Raw genomic sequence first — 19,978 nt, 5'->3', positions numbered from 1 at the left:
ACCTGATCTGAAACGCACGAACCGAACGAGCACCTATCCGACTCCAGGCAAACGACGCCTCTGGAGGAAGGGACCTCCGCGTGCCTTGACACAGTACACACCCGCTGAGTAGTCGTCGCCACGCGCACGGGCCACCAGGGTGTGGCGCGGGCGTGACAGGGGCTCACTCAGCACCATGACGGTGGATTCTCGCAGACTTCACAGCCTGCAGATAGAGCAGACTGACCACCGCAAGCCCGTCGTCAGCCCGGATCACTCGCGATCACCGTCGCTCCAGCGCGAGCAGGGAGATATCATCCTCGATCTCACCAACCCCACGCCAGCGCGCGAGCGAGGCATCAAGATGATGCGTGAGGGTGGGCAAGGACAGCTCATGGCACGCCGCGAGCAGTGACTCGAAACGCTGCGCCTCGAAGCCTTCGCCCTGCGGATTCCGGCAATCGGTGATGCCGTCGGAGTAGATGAACAGCCGATCTCCCGGCGCCAGTTCGAAGTCCACGGAGTCGAATGTCGCATCTTCGAACATCCCGACCGCAAAACCCGCATGCCCCACACGCTCGACCCGACCGCCGTGACGGACCAGCACTGGATGGGGATGGCCGGCCTGACACAACTGCCCACGACCCGTCGAGATCTCGAAATACCCGAACACCATCGTGAAATAGGGCACGGAGTCATTGGACTGGAAGCGCTGATTCAGGAGCGCGACCGTCTCATCCGGCGGCTTCGGCCGCACCGTCGGTCCCGTCGCGACGGTCAGCCGTCCCTCCGCGAGGGCCGATTTGATCGTCTGATTCAAGGTGACCGACAGCATCGCCGCCGGCACTCCATGACCCGCTACATCCAGATGGTAGAAACCCAGGCTATCGTCGGTGAGTGGGAAGACACTGAAGATGTCTCCCCCGACGACCGCGGCCGGCAGAAAGAGCCAATCTAGAACCAGACGCGGGGAGAGATTCGGGTTCTTAGGCAGGAGGCTTGCCTGCAAACTTGCCGCCGCACGCAAATCGAGTTGAATGCGATCAAGCGCAACCTGAAGTTCCTGATTGATCTCGTTGAGCTTGCGATTCCGCTCGGCGAGCTGGCTCTCCAGGTTCAAGACGCGCTCGGCCGCCCGCAAGCGCACCCGCAGCTCCTCGAAGTTGAAGGACTTGGTGAGGAAATCATCTGCCCCAGCGGTCATCCCCTCGATCAGATCATCCTTGTCATCGCGTGCCGTCAGCAGGATGAAATAGACATAGTGCGTCCATTGCGTGGCGCGGACCTGACGGCAGAGTTCGAGACCGTCGAGTTCGGGCATCATCCAATCACTGATGATCAGCCGAATCGGCTCGCGCTGTAGGATCTCCAGGGCTTCGAGGCCATTGCACGCCGTCACCACATCATGGCCCCAGCGTTTGAGCAGGCGCGCGACGATTTCTCGCGCATCGAGGGCATCATCGACGATCAAAATTCGCATGCTTGCTCATGGCTCTCGCGCCGTTTTCTATCGTGCCGGACTCAAACCGTCGAGTCGTCTTGATGTCTTCAACTCATTCGAATTGAATGCTCGATGGTCCTGGCAAACCTCACCTGGCGCTGTATCCTAGACCCTGTTGTGCACCCGGACAAAGCATTTTCAGCCGTGCGCGCAGACGCGGTCCGAACGCGCGGATTGACGTTCAAGGGCTGCAATGCACTCCTCGCGTCGATTAAGGGGCGCGCGCGCCAGCGCGTCACGTTAAGGATGACGACCGTTGCCGCCACCCCGCATGGTGGCGGGCAGGCCGGGGCCCCCCGTCCTGGGGCGGCCCCGAACCTGAGATTGACGACAACCGTCCCGTGCGGAACGATCAGCCTGATCGAGCAGGGTTACAGGGGACGCGGCAGCACGGACTCAAGATGCCAGATGTCGCGGTTGTATTCCGAAATGGTGCGATCCGAGGAGAAATAGCCGCTGTATGCCGTATTCAGGATACTCATCCGCAGCCAGCGTTCGCGATCACGGTAGGCCTCGTCGACTAGGGCTTGGGTGTCAATATAGCTGCGGAAATCGGCCGCCGTCATCCAGGGATCATGGGCGTTACGAATCGACAGGATGATCTGATCAAAGATCCCGGGCTCGTGACGGTTGAAGTGACCGGACTCCAAGAGACTCATGACTTCGAGCAAGGCGGAGTCCGCGGCGATGATGCCATTCGGGTCATAGTGCTCGCGGCGTGACTCAACGCCCGCGGCGGTCAATCCGAAGAGGAAGAAGTTCTCCTCCCCAACCCGCTCGCGGATCTCGATATTGGCCCCGTCAAGGGTTCCGATCGTAATGGCACCGTTCATCATGAACTTCATGTTACCGGTGCCCGAAGCCTCCTTGCCGGCCGTGGAGATCTGCTCTGACAGATCCGTTCCAGGGGCGATGATCTCCATCAACGAGACACAGTAATCAGGGATGAAGGCAACGCGGAGCAACCCTTCGGTCTCGGGATCGCCATTGATGACGCGGGCAACGTTGTTCACCAGCTTGATGATCTGTTTAGCCATCAAATAGCCAGGAGCGGCCTTACCACCGATCAAGACACACCGAGGAGTCCAATCCTTCGTGTCACCGCGTTTGATCCGGTTGTAGAGATGGACCACGTGCAGCACATTCAGCAACTGCCGTTTGTACTCATGGATACGCTTGACTTGCACATTAAACAGCGCATCGACTGGAAAGGTTACCCGACACGCCTGTTCGACGGTCTCGGCCAGCCGGCGTTTGTTCGCCTGTTTGATCGCGTCCCAGCGCGCGCGAAAGGCCGCGTCCTCGGCGTAGGGTGCGAGTCGCTCGAGTTGATCGAGATCCCTCACCCAGTCGGTGCCAATGGTTTCATTGATGAGTTCACGCAGATCCGGATTGCACATCGCGAGCCAGCGCCGCGGGGTGACACCATTGGTCTTGTTGTTGAACTTCTTCGGCCAGAGCTCGTAGAAATCGCGGAACAGTCCCTCGATCAAGAGCTGCGAGTGCAGACCAGCAACACCATTGACCGAGAAGCTCCCGACGATGGCGAGATACGCCATGCGCACCTGTGGCTCGTGGCCTTCTTCGATCAGTGACATGCGCCGTATCCGGTCATTATCACCAGGCCAACGCGTGGAGACCTCGTCGAGAAAACGCGCGTTGATCTCGTAGATGATCTGCAGGATCCGCGGCAGAAGACGTTCGAACAATCGCACGGGCCAGCGTTCGAGCGCTTCCGGCAGGAGGGTGTGGTTGGTGTAGGCCATGGTCTGGCTGGTAATCGACCAGGCCTCGCCCCACTCCAACCCATGTTCGTCCATCAATTGGCGCATCAACTCAGCAACCGAAACGGCTGGATGGGTGTCATTGAGTTGAAAGCAATTCCTTGCCGCGAACTGGCTGAAATCGCGACCATTCAACCGGATCCAATCGCGCAGCACATCCTTCAAACTCGCGCTGGCGAGAAAGAATTGCTGGCGCAGACGCAGCTCCTTGCCATTCTCGCTTGCGTCATTGGGATAGAGCACCATGGTAATGTGCTCGGCCTCGTTCTTGCGCGCGACCGACTCGGGATAGCTACCCGAATTGAACTCCCCGAGGTCGAACTCGTCGGTGGCCGCCGCCTTCCACAGACGCAAGGTGTTGATGGTGTTGTTGTGATAGCCAGGAATCGGAATATCGTAGGGTACGGCGAGGACATCATTGGTACCAACCCAGGACACCAGCTCGCGCCCCGTTGCATCCTTGTGTGTCTCGGTCCAGCCGCCGAATTGGATCCGCTGGGTGAATTCCGGGCGTTCGAGTTCCCAGGGATTGCCGTCACGAACCCAATGGTCGGGTTCCTCGATCTGATTTCCGTTCTCGATGACCTGACGAAACATGCCGTATTCATAGTGCAATCCATAGCCGCGCACCGGCAATTGGAGAGTCGCGCAGGCGTCAAGAAAGCAGGCAGCGAGCCGACCCAACCCACCGTTGCCGAGGCCGGCATCGGGTTCGTTTCCAGCAATCTCCTCCAACGCAATGCCGAGATCATAAAGGCCCTGGGTTGCGGCGTCTGTGATGCCGAGATTGAGCATGGCATTCGATAGGGTTCGACCCATCAAGAACTCGAGCGACAGATAATAGGCGCGTTTACAACCTGCGTTGTCATAGGCTTGACGTGTACACTTCCAGCGCTCCATCAGACGGTCGCGCAGAGAGATGGCCAGCGCCTTGTACGGGTAGTAGGCCGAGTGGCAGTCACGATCGCGCCCCAAGGTATAGGCGTAGTAGTGCTGGAAACTCCGCGCGATCCCCTCTGGTGTCATGGGCAGCGACGGCAGATCGAAAAACTGGTCGTTCGGTCGAGCGTTGATCAGATTCTTGAACGGTGACATGGCGCCATTTGGTCCTTAGAGTTGGGGGTTAGGTTGAACTCGCTACCGGGATTCGGCGTTGCCGCGGAGGACGCCGCTCAGCCGATCACGCGAGGCCACGATTCTCGATCGATCGTCCGCGGGATGTTTGCACCGACTCGCTCGCCCGGCGGCAGCAATCGCACCAGAACCCGCGACCATACCGAGACGACTCCAGGGTGCGACCGTGCATACCCGCAGCCAGACAATGCAAGCTTCGGACCGTTTTGACGAGGCCGCCCTTGAGCGCAGACGCACCGGGAGCCACGGCGCTGCCGAGCGTTCGGACGCCGAACATCATGACGCGGCCCTGCTCGCTTTGCAGACGCTGAATTCGGTTCAGGTGGCGTTCGAGTGGGGATCATCGTGCTCTGTCATCCCTCCTCACACTGCCGCGCATGCTCGAGAGCCTCGGTGATCTCGAGCCAAGCCTCCTCGGTTTCCTCAAGCTCCGCATTCACCTGCCGCTGCTCCTCGAGCAGGGTGAGCAGTTGGGTCTTGGCCTCGGCGAGATAGAGGTTCGGCTCGCTCAAGGCCTGTTCGATCCGTGAGCGCCGGGCCGCGAGGCTGTCGAGGCGCTGTTCCAGCGTCTTCTCCCGTTGACGCAGCGGTTGCAGAGACTGTCTGGACAAGGCGGCTTGGCGACGTTGTTGTTTACGATCCTTGCCGTCGGACGCACTCGCCGCCGCATTGCCGGTGGACTCAAGCACGGCATCCTTGCTCGCGCGACCGGCCAACCAGGCCGGATAGTCATCCAGATCACCATCAAAAGGCCGCACCGCGCCGGCGTCGACGAGCAACAGCGTGTCGCTGGTCACGCGTAACAGGTGGCGGTCATGTGAGACCAACACCAGCGCCCCATCGAAGCCTTGCAGTGCCTCGCTCAGCGCATGACGCATCTCCAGATCGAGGTGGTTGGTCGGCTCGTCGAGTAGAAGCAGGTTCGGGCGCTGCCGGATGAGCAAGGCCAACACCAGCCGCGCCTTTTCGCCACCCGACAGTGGCCCGACGGGATCGAGGGCGCGATCCCCGGCAAAACCGAACCCACCGAGATAGCTGCGCAGCGCTTGCTCGGTCGCGGCCGGATCGAGACGACGCAGATGGGCGAGCGGACTCTCATCGAGCTGGAGTTGATGGATCTGGTGCTGGGCGAAATAGCCGATCTTGAGCGCCTGAGCGCATTCCATGCGCCCTGCGCTGGGTGTCAACACACCAGCCAAGACCTTGATCAAGGTCGATTTACCAGCCCCGTTGCGTCCCAACAAGCCGATGCGATCACCCGGGTTTAGGCTGAGCGCGACCCGCTCGATCACGTGGGTGCCACCGTATCCCGCGGCCACCTGATCGAGTCGGAGCAGTGGTCGCGGCAACGTTTCCGCCGGCGCAAAGGCAAATCGAAAGGGAGAATCGGCATGCGCGGGGGCGATCAACTCCATGCGCTCCAGCGCCTTCAAACGACTCTGCGCTTGCCGCGCCTTGGTTGCCTGGGCCCGGAAACGGTCGACGAAACGACGCATGTGAGCCATTTCACGTTGCTGACGTTCACTCGCCGCCTGCTGTTGCGCGAGGCGTTCGGCACGCTGGCGCTCGAAGGCAGAGTAGTTGCCGCTGTAGAGCGTCAACTGTTGGCGCTCGAGATGCAGAATGTGTCCGGTCACGGCATCCAGAAAGTCGCGATCGTGGGAGATCAGGAGGAGCGTCCCCGAATACGACCGTAACCAACCCTCGAGCCAGATCACCGCGTCGAGGTCGAGATGATTGGTCGGCTCATCAAGCAGCAAGAGATCCGAGCGACACATCAGGGTCCGCGCCAATGCTAGACGCATGCGCCAACCACCCGAATAATCATTGACCGGGCGTCGTTCTTCGCCAGGAGCGAAACCCAGCCCATGCAGCAGGCGCGCGGCCCGACTCTCGGCTCCATAGGCATCGATCGCCTCGAGCCGACCGAGCAGCTCGCCCTGTCGCAGACCATCGCCGCTCGACTCGACCTGGCGCAACTCGGCCTCGATGCGGCGCAGTTCGGCATCGCCATCGAGTACGAACTCGATCGCCTCTCGCGGCCCCTCCGGCGTGTGCTGCGCCACATGCGCAATCGTCCAGGCGTTCGGAATCGCGGCCCCTCCCGTGTCGGCTTGCAGCTCCCCGAGCAGCAGGGCGAAGAGACTGGACTTGCCGCAGCCGTTGTAGCCGACAAGTCCCACCTTCTGGCCCGGATACACGGTGACGTCGGCCTGATCGATCAGCAGATGCGGCCCACGGCGAAGACTCAGTGATTGCAGTTGCAGCATGATTTCGGGTTCATCGTTGAAAACAGCAGGGCGCACTCCCGGACGCACTCAGCATGCGCTGCTGGTCGAGCGCACGACACCCAGGACCCGGCCTCACGCCGAGGAGGGCGCCCGGCGCCAGTCACCCCGCCGCGGTGCCGCGATCGAGTCGACGATAACCGATCGCCTCGCCGATGTGCGGCGCTTCGATCCGCGCCATTGCATCGAGGTCGGCAATGGTGCGCGCGACCTTGAGGATGCGATGGTAAGCCCGCGCGGACAAGGCGAGACGATCGATCGCCTGCTGCATCAGACTCAGACCAATAGGGTCGAGCACACAGTCGCGTTCGACCTCGGTTGGCCCCAGGGCATGATTGGGCTTGCCGGCGCGTGCCAATTGCCGCGTGCGCGCGGCAGCGACACGCGCCCGTACCTCCGCGCTGGAGAGGCGTGCCGGCGCCTCGGCATCATCTGGCCAAAACACCTTCAGATCGAGCCGGGGAACCTCGATGTGCATGTCGATGCGATCGAGCAACGGGCCGGAAATGCGCCCACGATAGCGCGCGATCTGCTCGGGCGTACAGCGGCAGCGCCGGCTATCGTCACCGAGATAACCACAGGGACAAGGGTTCATCGCGGCGACCAGTTGGAATCGAGCCGGGAACCGTGCCTGGCGCGCGGCGCGCGAGATATCGATATGGCCTGACTCCAACGGTTCACGCAGCACCTCCAAGACCCTGCGGTCGAACTCCGGCAACTCGTCCAGGAAGAGCACGCCCTGGTGCGCGAGCGAGATCTCCCCGGGCCGTGGATTACTGCCCCCGCCGACAAGCGCCACCGCCGATGCGGTGTGGTGCGGGGCACGGAAGGGACGCTCGCGCCACCGCTCCGGGTCGAAACGGTCACGGTCGCTGACCGAGCGGATCGTCGCGGCCTCAAGCGCCTCGTCCTCGGTCAGGGGTGGCAGCAAACCCGGCAGGCGATTGGCCAACATCGACTTGCCCGTTCCCGGCGGCCCGATGAACAACAAGCCATGCCCACCGGCGGCAGCGACTTCCAGGGCTCGCTTCGCATGATCCTGCCCTCTCACATCAACGAGATCGGGGTAGTCAGGCTGTCGTTGCACCGTCTCCTTCGCCCCGCACCGCGGGAGCGCCAGGGTGCCGCTCAGATGCTCACAGACCTCCAGGAGATGGCCCGCCGGGCGCACGACCAGCCCGCCGACCAGCGCGGCCTCCTCGGCGTTCTCGAGGGGCACGACCAGCTCTCGACCCGCGGCCCGAGCAGCCATGGCGGCCGGCAAGACACCGGTGACGGGACGCAAGTGACCCGACAGCGCCAGTTCACCGATCCACTCGTACCGATCAAGTTGGTCCATCGGGACCTGCCCGGATGCCCCGAGGATTCCGATGGCGATGGGAAGATCAAAGCGCCCACCCTCCTTCGGCAGATCAGCGGGCGCGAGGTTGATGGTCAGGCGACCGATGGGGAACTGGAAACGGCTGTTCAGGAGCGCGCCGCGCACCCGGTCCTTACTCTCCTTCACCGCCATTTCAGGCAACCCGACCATCGACAGATACGGCAAGCCACCCGCGAGGTGGACCTCGACCGTCACCGTCGGGGCGTGGATGCCAACCCGCGCACGACTATGGAGGATGCAGAGCGCCACGCTCTTAATCGGCGCCCGTCTTAGTCTCCTGGCGTTTGCGTCTGGATGAGCAACTGCTCGAGTTCGGCGATACGCGCCTCCAATAGAGCCAGCTTTTCACGGCTGCGCGCAAGCACGGCGGACTGCACGTCGAACTCTTCACGCGTCACCAGGTTGAGTCGACCGAGACCGGATTCGAGCGATGCCCGCAGATTGCGATTGATGTCTTCCTGCAACATCTGGATGCCCTTGGGCATCGCCGATGCCAACCGTTGTGCAAGATCGTCGAGCTGTTTTGGGTCCAACATACGGTGTCTTGACTCCAAGGCATGGGGTTGGATCCCGCATCCAAACTGGATGCCGGGAGTGAGAAGATGGCGACCATCGAGCCCACGATGGTCACGTCGAACGAGCATGAGACCTGAGCCAGCAGCGCCCCGCCTGATGCCCAGGTCGCTGAGCCGAGCGCCCGCGCAGGCCCGCCTGCCCTTCATTATAGACGCAGGACCGCCTGATGTTTCTGGCGCGACCCACCGCGGAGATGGGCTGGGCTAAATCCCGCCGGGTTGATTCTCCGCACTATTATGGTGCGACATGGATCTAGACCCAAACAATGCGCACCACAATAGCGCGGCATGATGTTGCTGTAGCGCAACATGGTGCCGAAAAACCTCTGGGCACAGACCGGAGTCATCGCTGGCATGAAGCATGCTTATATGACCAGGACATGACGTAACCCGGCCTCGCAACGTCACACGTTGCGGTTCAGGCATCAACCAGGCCGACCCACTCTCTGAAATGAGGTAGCCAACAACATGACGACCACACACCGCTTCGGGACCGCACTCGCACTCGGCGCCTTGACCATGGGCCTCGGCTCACTGCAAACCGCTGTGGCGCAGAGCCCGCACAACTTCAGTGCCAACATTGGCGCGGTCAGTAACTATCTCTTCCGCGGCGTCACCCAGACGCAAGACAAGCCTGCCATCCAAGGTGGTCTCGACTACGAACACATCAGCGGCTTTTACGCTGGAACCTGGATCTCCAACGTCGACTTTGGCAGCGGTTACGAATTCGAGATCGATCTGGCAACCGACACCTTCGATGTGAGTTCCTACAGCTCACCTGGCTATGAACTCGATCTCTATCTGGGCTATGCCGCTGCGATCAACGACGACCTGAGTTTCGATCTCAGCGCCATCTACTACGCCTATCCCGATGGCAACGATCTCGACTTCGCTGAACTCGGCGCCAGCGGAACCTGGAAGTGGTTGACCCTCGGCTTGGCATACACCGTCTATGGACAGGCAGACAAGGCGGACGGAGTGAAGTCAGGCGAGGCCGTCTTCATTCAGGGTGACTGGTATTACTACGCCGCACTCGATTTTGCGCTGCCCTATGACTTCGGTTTGGAGCTGCGCGGCGGCTACTACGATTTCGACTATAACGATGGCGGGAACGACTACGGTCATTGGGGCGTGACCATTAGTCGCGACGCGGGCGAGTTCGGAACCTTCAGCCTGAACTATGACCAGGTCGGTCGCGATACCTACGACACTGACCCGCAATTCTGGGTTGGTTGGTTGAAGGAGTTCTAGTTCCCGCTCGCGCCGCGAATCGGGAACCTCCACACCTTGGCTGAGGGGCCTGCCCCTCAGCCTCCATCGGAGCATATTTGCGATGAAATTGGTTGCAGCCATCATTAAGCCTTTCAAGCTGGATGACGTCCGCGAGGCACTCGGTGATATTGGTGTGTCCGGAATCACCGTCATTGAAGTCAAAGGCTTTGGACGTCAAAAAGGGCACACCGAACTCTACCGTGGTGCCGAGTACGTCGTGGATTTCTTACCGAAGATCAAAGTCGAGATCGCGGTCGATGACAATATGGTCGAGAAGGTCGTCGAAGCGATCAGCAGCGCCGCGCGCACAGGCAAGATCGGCGACGGCAAGATTTTCGTCTTCGATGTCGGTCAAGTGATTCGAATTCGCACCGGCGAGACCGGATCAGACGCACTCTAACGACTAGGAGCGTTCCACGTGGAAGACATCATTCAAATTCGGTACGCACTTGATACCTTTTATTTCCTGATTTCGGGCGCGCTGGTCATGTGGATGGCCGCGGGTTTTTCCATGCTCGAGGCGGGCATGGTGCGAGCGAAGAACACGGCTGAAATCCTGACGAAGAACATCGCACTCTTCGCCATCGCGTCCATCATGTATATGTTGATCGGTTACGGCATCATGTACCCGGCCGGAGGCAATGGCTTCATTCCCGATATCGATTGGGGCTTCATGTTTGGCGGCGACAATGCGCTCGACGATGTTCTGGGGAGTGAAGGCGAGATCTATTATTCCGGGATGGCCGACTTTTTCTTCCAGGTCGTCTTTGTGGCCACGGCCATGTCCATTGTCTCCGGTGCCGTGGCTGAGCGCATGAAGCTCTGGGCATTCCTGCTTTTCGCCGTAGTCATGACCGGGTTCATCTATCCGCTGCAGGGTTACTGGACATGGGGCGAAGGCTTCCTCGACGACCTCGGGTTTAGTGATTTTGCCGGCTCCGGGATCGTTCACCTCGCAGGCGCCTCCGCGGCCCTGGCAGGCGTGATCTTGCTGGGTGCGCGCAAGGGCAAATACGGAAAGGATGGCTCGATCAATGCCATTCCAGGCGCCAACATGCCGCTCGCGACACTTGGAACCTTCATCCTCTGGCTCGGTTGGTTCGGATTCAACGGCGGGTCGCAATTGGTGGTCTCCAACGTTGAGGATGCCAATGCCGTCGCCGCGGTCTTCGTCAATACCAACATGGCGGCCGCGGGCGGAACCATCTTTGGGCTCATCACCGCGCGTCTGCTGTTCGGCAAGGCCGACCTGACCATGGCGCTAAACGGTGCACTGGCCGGATTGGTCGCCATCACCGCCGAACCCCTCATGCCGTCACCGCTGCTGGCCATGATGATTGGCGCCATTGGCGGCGTCGTGGTGGTGTTCTCGATCGTCACCATGGATAAGTTGCGCGTGGATGATCCGGTGGGTGCCATTTCGGTGCATGGTGTGATCGGCATGTGGGGACTGATGGCCGTGCCCATCACCAACCCAGAAGCAAGCTTCGCCGCTCAGGGCATCGGTCTGGCCACCATTCTCGGTTGGGTGTTCATCTCCTCCTTGATCGTCTGGTTCATCATCAAGCTCATCATGGGCATCCGAGTCAGCGAGGAAGAGGAGTATTCCGGGGTGGACATCGGAGAGTGTGGCCTGGAGGCCTATCCTGAGTTCGTTGGAGCGCGTGGAGCCGCACTCTAAGGGCAACTGAAACGCCTGACTGTTGTGAACGCAATGGGGCCCCGCTGGGGCCCCTTTTTTTCTCGTGGCGTTCAGAACCCGCACCCTCGGCACGCGGGAAGTGTGCCGCGGAATGCGCGCAAGGCGCGCGGACGCTGCCTGGTGAGCGCTAGCCGAGCGCGCGCCGGAGGAATTCCGGCTGGGCCAAGGCAGCCTGATGGATCTCGGCGTTATAGTACTGCGTCTCGAACCCTTTCGCCCGGGCGTCCTCGAACCGGAACCGACTCGGATCGAGATCCGTACCGGCCAGGGTCGCGCTCCACCAGCCGGAAGGATAGATCGGCTGCGGGAAGAAGAGGGAGCGGATCTCGCGGAACCCCGCGTGACGCATCGCAGCGGACATCTCGGTCAGGATCCGCACATGATAGAGCGGGGATTCGCTCTGTTGCACCAACAGACCATCGGCCCCCAAGGCGCGTCGGCAATCGGCATAGAAGTCACTGGTGAAGAGTCCAACAGCAGGTCCAACCGGATCGGTGCTGTCGACGATGATCAGGTCGAGACTGCCGGGCTCCGCGCGTTGAATCCACCGCACACCATCCTCGAACAGCAACTCGGCGCGAGGGTCCGCATTGGATGCGGTGAGTTCTGGAAAATAGCGTTCAGACAGGCGCGTGACCCGTTCGTCGATATCGATCTGTACCGCCTGCTCGACACCTGGATGTTTGAGCACCTCACGCAAGGTTCCACAGTCCCCGCCACCAATGATGCAAACGCGCTTGGGTTCTGGATGCGTGAAGAGCGCTGGGTGCGACATCATCTCGTGATAGAGAAAATTGTCTCGACTCGACAGCATGGTGCAGCCATCGATCACCATCAGATTGCCAAACCCATCGGTGGCAAAGATCTCGATGTGCTGAAACGGCGTCTGCTCGGCGTGCAGGCGGGTCTTGATCCGCAGCGAGAAGGCGGAACCGTCCTCGGGCGCAATCTCGGAGAACCAGTTGGTGGAATCGAGCATGGGTCAAGGTCCTGAATGGGGCGGGGATGATGGAGCGCTGGACTGGCCGGGGCAGGATCGCGCCATGACCAGCCGCTATTTCGGTAAACGATCGTCGAGATTGGCCGGACAAAGGACATCACGCATAATCCCGATCAAGTCCAGCAGTTGGTCGTTGCGGATGCGATAATAGATCCGATTGGCCTCCTTGCGGGCGACGACAATATTCTTGTTACGCAGTTGTTCGAGATGCTGCGAGATATTGCTCTGCGAGGTCCCCGTGCGATCGACGATCTCGCCGACCGAGAGCTCCTTGTCGCCAAGTGAGCAGAGGATCTTCCAACGCAGCGGGTGCGCCATCGCCTTCAAGGCATTGGCGGTCAGGGTGGTATTCTCGTCCTCCGGGCTCTCCACGATCGGCCGCTCACTCATCGTCGTACTCCTCCTACCGAGTTCTCGTCTTGCCTGCCGCGACGGCGCGACGTGTCCGCCTCGGCGCTGTCGTCCTCGATCCGAGCATACCCGGTCATGTCCTTGGCGATACAGATGATATCGCTGATCCGCCCATCGCCATCCTTCACCGCGGTGCGAGAAAAGAGAATGGGCACGCGACGCCCGTTGCTGGCAATGAAACGAGCCTCGATCCGACTCAAGGCACCGGTGCGAATCAGCGCTTCGAGCCAGGTCCCCATGAAGGCTCCGGCCTCGGCATCGCCCTCCTCCTCGAAGACATCGCCGATCGACATGCCGAGCAGGTCCTCGCCACGATAGCCAAGCATGCGCTGGGCCGCTGGATTGGTCAGCTTGATGTTTCCCTGTGGGTCGAGCACCAAGAGCGCCTCTCCCATATGATCGAGGATATTCATCAGATATTGACGGGCCTCGGCAAGTTCAGCCGTCCGCTCGACAACGACCTGTTCGAGCGTGCGATTGAGTTCACGCTCCTTTTCGATCAGACGAAAGTAGGTACTGATTTTGTTGATCAGCAGATTGTCGTCGATCGGCTTGAGGAGATAATCAACGGCGCCGACCGCGAATCCGCGCTGCTGGAATTCCTCGGACTTGAAGGCAGCGGTCAGAAAGATGACGGGGATGTCACGCGTGCGCTTGCGCAGCTTGAGCATGGAGGCGGTCTCGAAGCCATCCATATCCGGCATCTGGACATCAAGAATGATCAGATCGATATCAGGATGGCGATGCGTGAGGTCGATCGCCTCTTGCCCGGAGGTCGCCTCGAGGACGACGATATCCATCTGACTCTCGATCAGAGTCCGCAGTGTGAAGAGGTTGTGAGCATGATCATCGACGATCAGTAGCTTGAATCCAGCGTAACGGGTCATCTTCTCCGCCCAGTGTGGCATCGCGGCCGAGCGCCGAGCCGTCAACGAACCGAACCCGCGCAGACCCAGGCCGGCCCGACTCAGCCGGGCGAGACGCTGCCCGATCCCAAGGTCGCCGGGATGGATCGATCCGGTAACACGCGCGCAAGCAACGCGCTGAACGCTTCTGGATCGATCGGTTTATGCAGGTAGGCGATCGCTCCGGCACCAAGACACCCCTCGAGTTGGGTCTCGGCCGAATCCTCGCCGAGCACCGCGACGGCCGGTTTCGGATCGCCGCTTCGACCCAAGAGCGCGGTCAGCGTAGCACAGGTCGTTTCAGCCGACACCCCGGCAGCCAACAACACGAGCTCGCACCCGTCCCCCTCCTCCTGCAACGTCTCGATCGCCTCGTCGAGATCAGCGGCCGTTTGCACCCGTAAATCTCGGCGCGAACACTCGGAGGCCAAGGCGACCAGTGTCTTGACATCACGCTCGACGATCAACACCCAGCCACGCCGTGGCGCACCTCCATCGCTCGCAACGCTCGGCGACGTGATCACCTTCGGGGCATCCGAACGCGCAGGCGCCTCCTCCTGGGTGAGCACCGGTCGCGGATGCGTCTGAGTCTCGGCGTCAACCGCACCACTCGCCGCGACCGGCAACAACAGCGTGAAGCAGGCGCCGGCGCCCGGGGTGCTCTCGACCTGGATCCGACCACCAAGACGTTGCGCAAGCTCGCGACTGATCGTCAAGCCCAGTCCAGTGCCGCCGTAGCGACGGCGGGTCGAGCCATCGGCCTGCTGAAAGGCCTCGAAGATGATCTCTTGCTTGTCCGGTGGTATCCCGATCCCGGTATCCGAGACACTGATCGCCACCTCGCGACGTCCCGGTCCCACCCCTTCCGCCGCCAGGGTGATCCGTCCGCGTTCGGTGAATTTCGCCGCGTTGGCAAGAAAATTCTTCAAGATCTGTTTCAGTTTATCGGGATCCGTGTAGATCCGTTCCGGGGTGTTGGCGGCCATCTCCAACGCGAGCACCACCGTCTTTTCCGCCACCAGCGGGGTGACCAATTCGAGCAACTCCTCCAGCATGGGACGCAGACGCAACCACTCCGGCACGACCACAACATGCCCAGCCTCGATCAATGAGATATCAAGAATGTGATCGATCATGCTACGCAGGTCGCGGCCCGCTTCATGGATCACTTGTGCCTGACGTCGTTGCGCCGGATTCAAGCCACCGCTCTCGGCGGCGAGCATCTTCGATAACAGCAGAATCGAGTTCAGGGGCGTGCGCAGCTCATGGCTGACGTTGGCTAGGAACTCGGACTTGTAGCGATTGGATTTCTCCAGTTCACGGGTGTGCGCGCGCGCGGCTTGGAGATACTCGGCGTGATTCAATGCCAAGGTGCTCAGTTGCTCTCCCAGTTCCCGAACCTCGCGGGGCCCGCGCCAGTGGAATTGCAATGCCCGCCCCTCACGCAGGACCTGACCGATCCCGCCGCGAAGTTGATCGCCAAAAAACTCGGCGCGGGCCGCGATCCAGCGGGCCAACACCATCACCACCAACACGAGCAGGAAGATAATGGTGAGCACACGCACGATGAGCGCATCGCGAAACTCATCGATGGGCGACGGATCGACCGCGCGACCGACCCAAAGCGGTCGCCCGTCTTCGGTCAGGAACATGGGCACCCAGAGCAACTGCCGACCACGCCGCCCCTTCCATACCGCAAGATTGCCCTGCGCGAAAATCTCAGCAAGTCCAGGGAAGGCCTCGAAGGCCTCGGGTTCACCGCTGGCCGGTTGGCCGGGCCGGAGGTAGCTGCCGTCCTGATTGACCCAGAGTGTGTCACGGTAGAATTGCGCCAAACCACCCACGTCGATGGCCATGACAACCACGCCGCGCGGTTCTTCGGCGAGTTCGCCACCTATACGGCTGACCAGGCTCAAGGTCATGAGCTGGCGAGGGTCGTCCGCGCCCGCCATGGGATCGATCCGGATGCGACTCACCATCACGGCTCCGGACTGGAGTTCAAGACCCGCGGCGAGAAATTGCCGACTCGGCACCTGCGGCGGCGCGGCCGTGGGGCGCCATGCCTGGGTGCGTGCGTCGCGGGCGAGCCAGAAGCGCTCCAGCCCGTCGTCGCCGACGAACAAAATCTGGATGATGTCGCGCTGATCACCGAGGATTTGGTTGATCCATTCCGTGTAGCGGGCACGCGCTAAGTCGATCTGCTCGGCGTCGCCTTGCTCGCCGAGGATCAAACCCGGTTCGGGCAGCTTCGAGAGCAGGCGAATCATCTCGTGGCGGCTCGCCAGATGCTGATCGAGGTCACGGAAATCCGCGCGCAGATTCTGCAAATAGGCGCGCTGATAAAATAACGTGGTGCGATCCAGGACCAGCGGCAAATTGATGGTCACAGCGAGGACCAGCGGTGTCAGTCCGAACACCAGCAGGAAGATCAGGATGTAGGCACGCAGCTTCATACTAGGGGGACGCGTGCGGCGCGCCCTGCGTTCAACCGCGTGGCGGCCGCCGGTTCCCGCCCAGGGGTCCTGGAACCGAGCCGTCCGCGTACCGGGCCGCCCCGCGGGCCACTGCTGGCGGACACGCCGGAGGCTTGGGACTCACAGGGAGCGCACCAACTCCAACATCTCGGCGGCATGCCCCTTGGGCTTGACGTCGTAGAGCGCGTGGCGCACGACCCCGTCGCGATCGACGATGAAGGTTGAACGCACGATCCCCATGCGCTTTTCACCACGGACTTCTTTCTCACGCCAGACATGGTAGGCCTCGCACGCCTCGCCTTCGGTATCGGCGAGCAACTGAACCGTCAGGCCATATTTGTCACGAAAGGCCCCGTGGCTGATGCAGGTGTCGCGGCTGATGCCGACGATGTCGGTGGCGAGCGCATCGAATTCGGATTCCAGATCCGTGAAATCCAGAGCCTCCATGGTGCAGCCTGGGGTATCGTCCTTCGGATAAAAATAAATCACCAGGTTCCGCTGCCCGAGAAACCGATCGAGCGTCACCCGTTCCATGTCCGCGTTAGGGAGTGAGAACGGGGGGGCCTTGTCACCGGGCTGCAGCATCGCAAGTGCTCCGAGTCGTGGATGGGTAAAGATGACCCCAGGGGGGACCAATCGTCCGAGGCCAAGGGCCCATGATCGAGCCATGTTAGCCGGCCAAGCACCACGAGGACGCAGGGTGGTGCCGAACCGCTGAAGTGACCAGCGGATCGCCTCTGGAATCGATGAAACTCGCGAGGCAATTTAGGCACCCGCGGGCGGATCGTCAACCGCTTGCCCTCCGATCACCGTGGGATCCCGTTCGGGAGTGAGCGGCGGTAGACGCACACTGGCAACGGATCCACCCCCACGGCGCGCATCCAGCCGCAGTTCGAGCTGGTTTGCCAAGGCCAATTGATAGGCGACGGCTAAACCCAGCCCGGTCCCGCCAGTCAAGCGGCTACGCGAGCCCTCGAGTCGGTAGTAGGGGCGAAACACGGCTTCGCGCTCCGCCGCGGGAATGCCAGGTCCACGATCGAGCACCTGGACGATCGAGCGGCCACGACGGCAATCGAGCTGGACCTCGACCAGTTCCTGGCTGTAACGCAAGGCATTCTCTAGCAGGTTCCCGATGATGCGTCGCAGCGCGATCACGTCAACCCGCGCCCGACAGGGCTGCCCGGCCCGCCAGATCACTCGCGCCCGCCCCGCGACCAAATCCGAGATCACGGTATTGAGATCGACCTCCTCGCGCTGACCGGGACCAAGACTCTTGCCAAAGTCGATCGCCTGCGTAATGAGCGCATTCATCTCATCGATGTCTCGCTCCATGCGTGACACCAGCTCCGCTGAGGTGTTCTGGGGCAGCATCTCCACCGCCAGTCGCAGTCGGGTGAGCGGCGTGCGCAGATCATGCGAGATGCCCGCGAGCAACAGGGTCCGATTGGCGATCAGTTCACGGATGCGCCGGCTGGTCACATTGAACTGGCGTGCCAGGTTGACCAGTTCGGTTGGCCCGGATTCGGACAGCGTCTTTGGTGAATAGCCCAGGGCGACCTGCTCGGCGGCCTTCGCCAGACGATTCAATGGCTGGGTGATGCGCCCGGCAATCAACAGGGCGCTCACAATGATCAGCATCAGGGCCACCGCCACGATCATGGAGAGCCCTTCGATCGGGCGCGTCTGGACCCGACTGCGAGGAAAGCCAACCCAGATGTTCCCAGCCCGACCATCGAGCGCAACCCAGAACCAACGATCCTCGCTGTCCAGACTCGACACGATGTCCACGGGCCGGCCCAGTCGCTCCTCCAGCGCCTGCGTGACCTTGCGCAAATAGGGAAAGAAGAAATGCGAGGGATCGGTCGATGGCCGCTCCTCGCGCAGCATGATCTGATAATCGCGCCGCAAGCGCGCGCAGTAGTCATCGCGCATCTCCTCGGGTAACTGGTGGAGCGTCCGTGCGGACAACACCATGATGTTCGCCAGATCCGAGGCCGAGCGTTGTGCAACCGGCGTGAGCGCATAGGTGACGATGACCCAGAAGGTGACACAGCCGAACAAGGTGAAGCTGACCAGCAAGGTCAAGAGCGTGCGTCCAAACAGGGTCGCCGGGATCCAGCGTGCCCGCGACATCAGGCCTCACCGGTTGGCGTGAACATGTAACCCTTGCCCCAAATGGTGCGAATGTAGCGCGGTCGTTTCGTGTCCAGCTCGATCTTCGCGCGCAGACGGGCAATCTGCACATCGATACTCCGATCGAAGGGAGAGCGTTCGTATCCTTTCAGAAGATCGAGCAAGCGGTCGCGATCCAACACCCGATCCGGGTGTTCGGTGAGGATCCGTAACAATTCGAGTTCACCGGAGGTCAGGACAATGACTTCATCGCCGCGTCGCAGCTCACGTTGTGCCAGGTCGAGCCGGTACGGCCCAAATCGAAGCACCTCGCCCCCACTCGCGGCGTCACTGGGAAAGCGACGCCTCAGCACCGCACGAATCCGCGCAAGGAGTTCGCGTGGGTTAAAGGGCTTAGGCAGATAGTCGTCCGCGCCCACCTCGAGACCAACGATCCGGTCGATGTCATCGCCACGCGCCGAGAGTATGATGATGGGCACATCGGTGCGCGCACGCAATCGGCGCGCCAGTGTCAGGCCATCGTCACCCGGCAACATCAGATCCAAGATCACCAAATCCGTTTCATGCTCCGACAGCCAGTCATCCATTGCGAGGCCATCCTCGGCACCGGCGACGCGGTATCCCTCTCCGGCGAGATAGTCCCCGAGCAAGGCGCGCAATGCCGCATCGTCGTCGACCACGAGAATTCGAATCGGTCTCTCAGACATCGTCTCGGCACATCATCATCGCATTCGGTTAACGCCGACCTGGACGATCCAACGCCCTTGCGCGCGGGCCGATAGCGAGTCAGCGAGGAGACGACCACCGCGTGGCGCGCACATGAGCGGGACGGGAATACTTCCTGTTACCACTGAGTGGGTGACGCAGCGTCAGCGTCGTGGGCCGTAACAACTTGTTACAACATTAGCACTCAGTGAAATACTCTACTGACGTCTCCCGTGCAAGTATAGATTCCAGTCTGATCACGCTGCTCCGCATCCGCTTCAGAGGCTTCATAGGGATTCAGCATGCCGCATCCGCCGCACGACCAGTCGGCGCGGGGGTGTGACACGGTGTCCTGAATCCCGCCAGACCAGTTCGACCGAAGGCGCCCCTGCCGCATGACGGCCTCGATCCGGAACCCAGGTTTCGTCGAACCCGGATCCACCCGTGTTGGCCGCTCCTCATGGGCGGAGCCTGCCCGTACTGTTCCGAGCGCGCTCGCGTCGGCCGGGACCGATGAGGACCAGACCACGACGACTCAATCACGGCGTCGATCGAGTTCCCTGAAGGAATCGGCGTTGAGACCCGAGCAGCAAGCCAGTTGGGTCGCCACGGCAGCTACCACACCCTGTCGTCGCGACCCTTTTTTTGTGGGCTGCCCCGGTGAGCTGAGATGCTGCGCCGACCGAGCCACGGGCGCGTCGGCGTTGCGGCAGGCCAGGCCGATCACAGACGAT

The 19,978-nt window shown here is 61.4% G+C and carries 15 protein-coding genes; 3 read left to right on the top strand and 12 right to left on the bottom strand.

Going from position 1 to position 19,978, the window contains the following annotated elements; translation table 11 throughout:
• Nucleotides 1-262 precede the first annotated feature (262 nt).
• The 5 genes from CKO25_RS03120 to ubiK form a co-directional block, all read right to left on the bottom strand.
• Complete coding sequence (locus CKO25_RS03120) at nt 263-1,459, bottom strand: PP2C family protein-serine/threonine phosphatase (RefSeq protein ID WP_200386473.1); 1,197 nt, start codon at nt 1,457-1,459, stop codon at nt 263-265.
• A 392-nt stretch (nt 1,460-1,851) separates the two neighbouring features.
• Nucleotides 1,852-4,359 carry a glycogen/starch/alpha-glucan phosphorylase gene (locus CKO25_RS03115; RefSeq protein ID WP_200386472.1) on the bottom strand — a complete coding sequence of 836 codons (2,508 nt, stop codon included), beginning with the start codon at nt 4,357-4,359 and terminating at the stop codon, nt 1,852-1,854.
• Between the two features lie 392 nt (nt 4,360-4,751).
• The gene (locus tag CKO25_RS03110) at nt 4,752-6,668 is read right to left on the bottom strand and encodes an ATP-binding cassette domain-containing protein (RefSeq protein WP_200386471.1); all 1,917 of its coding nucleotides are present in this window, start codon (nt 6,666-6,668) and stop codon (nt 4,752-4,754) included.
• A 121-nt stretch (nt 6,669-6,789) separates the two neighbouring features.
• Complete coding sequence (locus tag CKO25_RS03105) at nt 6,790-8,316, bottom strand: YifB family Mg chelatase-like AAA ATPase (protein WP_200386470.1); 1,527 nt, start codon at nt 8,314-8,316, stop codon at nt 6,790-6,792.
• A gap of 20 nt (nt 8,317-8,336) precedes the next feature.
• The gene (gene ubiK, locus CKO25_RS03100) at nt 8,337-8,603 is read right to left on the bottom strand and encodes a ubiquinone biosynthesis accessory factor UbiK (RefSeq protein ID WP_200386469.1); all 267 of its coding nucleotides are present in this window, start codon (nt 8,601-8,603) and stop codon (nt 8,337-8,339) included.
• A 507-nt stretch (nt 8,604-9,110) separates the two neighbouring features.
• Between ubiK and CKO25_RS03095 the strand changes: the two genes are divergently transcribed.
• From CKO25_RS03095 to CKO25_RS03085, 3 genes are all read left to right on the top strand, one after another.
• Complete coding sequence (locus CKO25_RS03095) at nt 9,111-9,893, top strand: TorF family putative porin (protein ID WP_200386468.1); 783 nt, start codon at nt 9,111-9,113, stop codon at nt 9,891-9,893.
• Between the two features lie 82 nt (nt 9,894-9,975).
• Nucleotides 9,976-10,314 (top strand): P-II family nitrogen regulator, encoded by a 339-nt coding sequence (locus tag CKO25_RS03090; RefSeq protein ID WP_200386467.1) that lies wholly within the window; start codon nt 9,976-9,978, stop codon nt 10,312-10,314.
• An 18-nt stretch (nt 10,315-10,332) separates the two neighbouring features.
• On the top strand, nt 10,333-11,595 hold the full coding sequence (locus CKO25_RS03085; protein ID WP_200386466.1) for an ammonium transporter AmtB: 1,263 nt from the start codon (nt 10,333-10,335) through the stop codon (nt 11,593-11,595).
• A 148-nt stretch (nt 11,596-11,743) separates the two neighbouring features.
• Here CKO25_RS03085 and speE read toward each other — a convergent pair whose 3' ends face one another.
• From speE to CKO25_RS03050, 7 genes are all read right to left on the bottom strand, one after another.
• Nucleotides 11,744-12,595: a polyamine aminopropyltransferase gene (gene speE / locus CKO25_RS03080; protein WP_200386465.1), complete on the bottom strand. Its 852-nt coding sequence runs from the start codon at nt 12,593-12,595 to the stop codon at nt 11,744-11,746.
• 75 nt (nt 12,596-12,670) lie between these two features.
• Nucleotides 12,671-13,006 carry an ArsR/SmtB family transcription factor gene (locus CKO25_RS03075; protein ID WP_200386464.1) on the bottom strand — a complete coding sequence of 112 codons (336 nt, stop codon included), beginning with the start codon at nt 13,004-13,006 and terminating at the stop codon, nt 12,671-12,673.
• Nucleotides 13,003-13,914 (bottom strand): ATP-binding response regulator, encoded by a 912-nt coding sequence (locus CKO25_RS03070; protein ID WP_200386463.1) that lies wholly within the window; start codon nt 13,912-13,914, stop codon nt 13,003-13,005. The genes CKO25_RS03075 and CKO25_RS03070 overlap by 4 nt, the downstream gene beginning before the upstream one ends.
• An 80-nt stretch (nt 13,915-13,994) precedes the next feature.
• Complete coding sequence (locus CKO25_RS03065) at nt 13,995-16,385, bottom strand: ATP-binding response regulator (protein ID WP_200386462.1); 2,391 nt, start codon at nt 16,383-16,385, stop codon at nt 13,995-13,997.
• Nucleotides 16,386-16,526: 141 nt separating this feature from the next.
• Nucleotides 16,527-16,991 carry a peroxiredoxin gene (locus tag CKO25_RS03060; RefSeq protein ID WP_200386461.1) on the bottom strand — a complete coding sequence of 155 codons (465 nt, stop codon included), beginning with the start codon at nt 16,989-16,991 and terminating at the stop codon, nt 16,527-16,529.
• Between the two features lie 180 nt (nt 16,992-17,171).
• Nucleotides 17,172-18,539: an ATP-binding protein gene (locus CKO25_RS03055; protein WP_242467358.1), complete on the bottom strand. Its 1,368-nt coding sequence runs from the start codon at nt 18,537-18,539 to the stop codon at nt 17,172-17,174.
• On the bottom strand, nt 18,539-19,246 hold the full coding sequence (locus CKO25_RS03050; RefSeq protein WP_200386460.1) for a response regulator: 708 nt from the start codon (nt 19,244-19,246) through the stop codon (nt 18,539-18,541). Before CKO25_RS03050 ends, CKO25_RS03055 begins: the two co-directional genes overlap by 1 nt.
• Between the last annotated feature and the right edge of the window lie 732 nt (nt 19,247-19,978).

Origin of the sequence: Thiocapsa imhoffii (genome assembly GCF_016583985.1) — a bacterium.
Lineage (GTDB): Bacteria > Pseudomonadota > Gammaproteobacteria > Chromatiales > Chromatiaceae > Thiocapsa > Thiocapsa imhoffii.
Note: the sequence above shows the minus strand (reverse complement) of the source record. Positions and strands in the feature narration are given on the sequence as shown.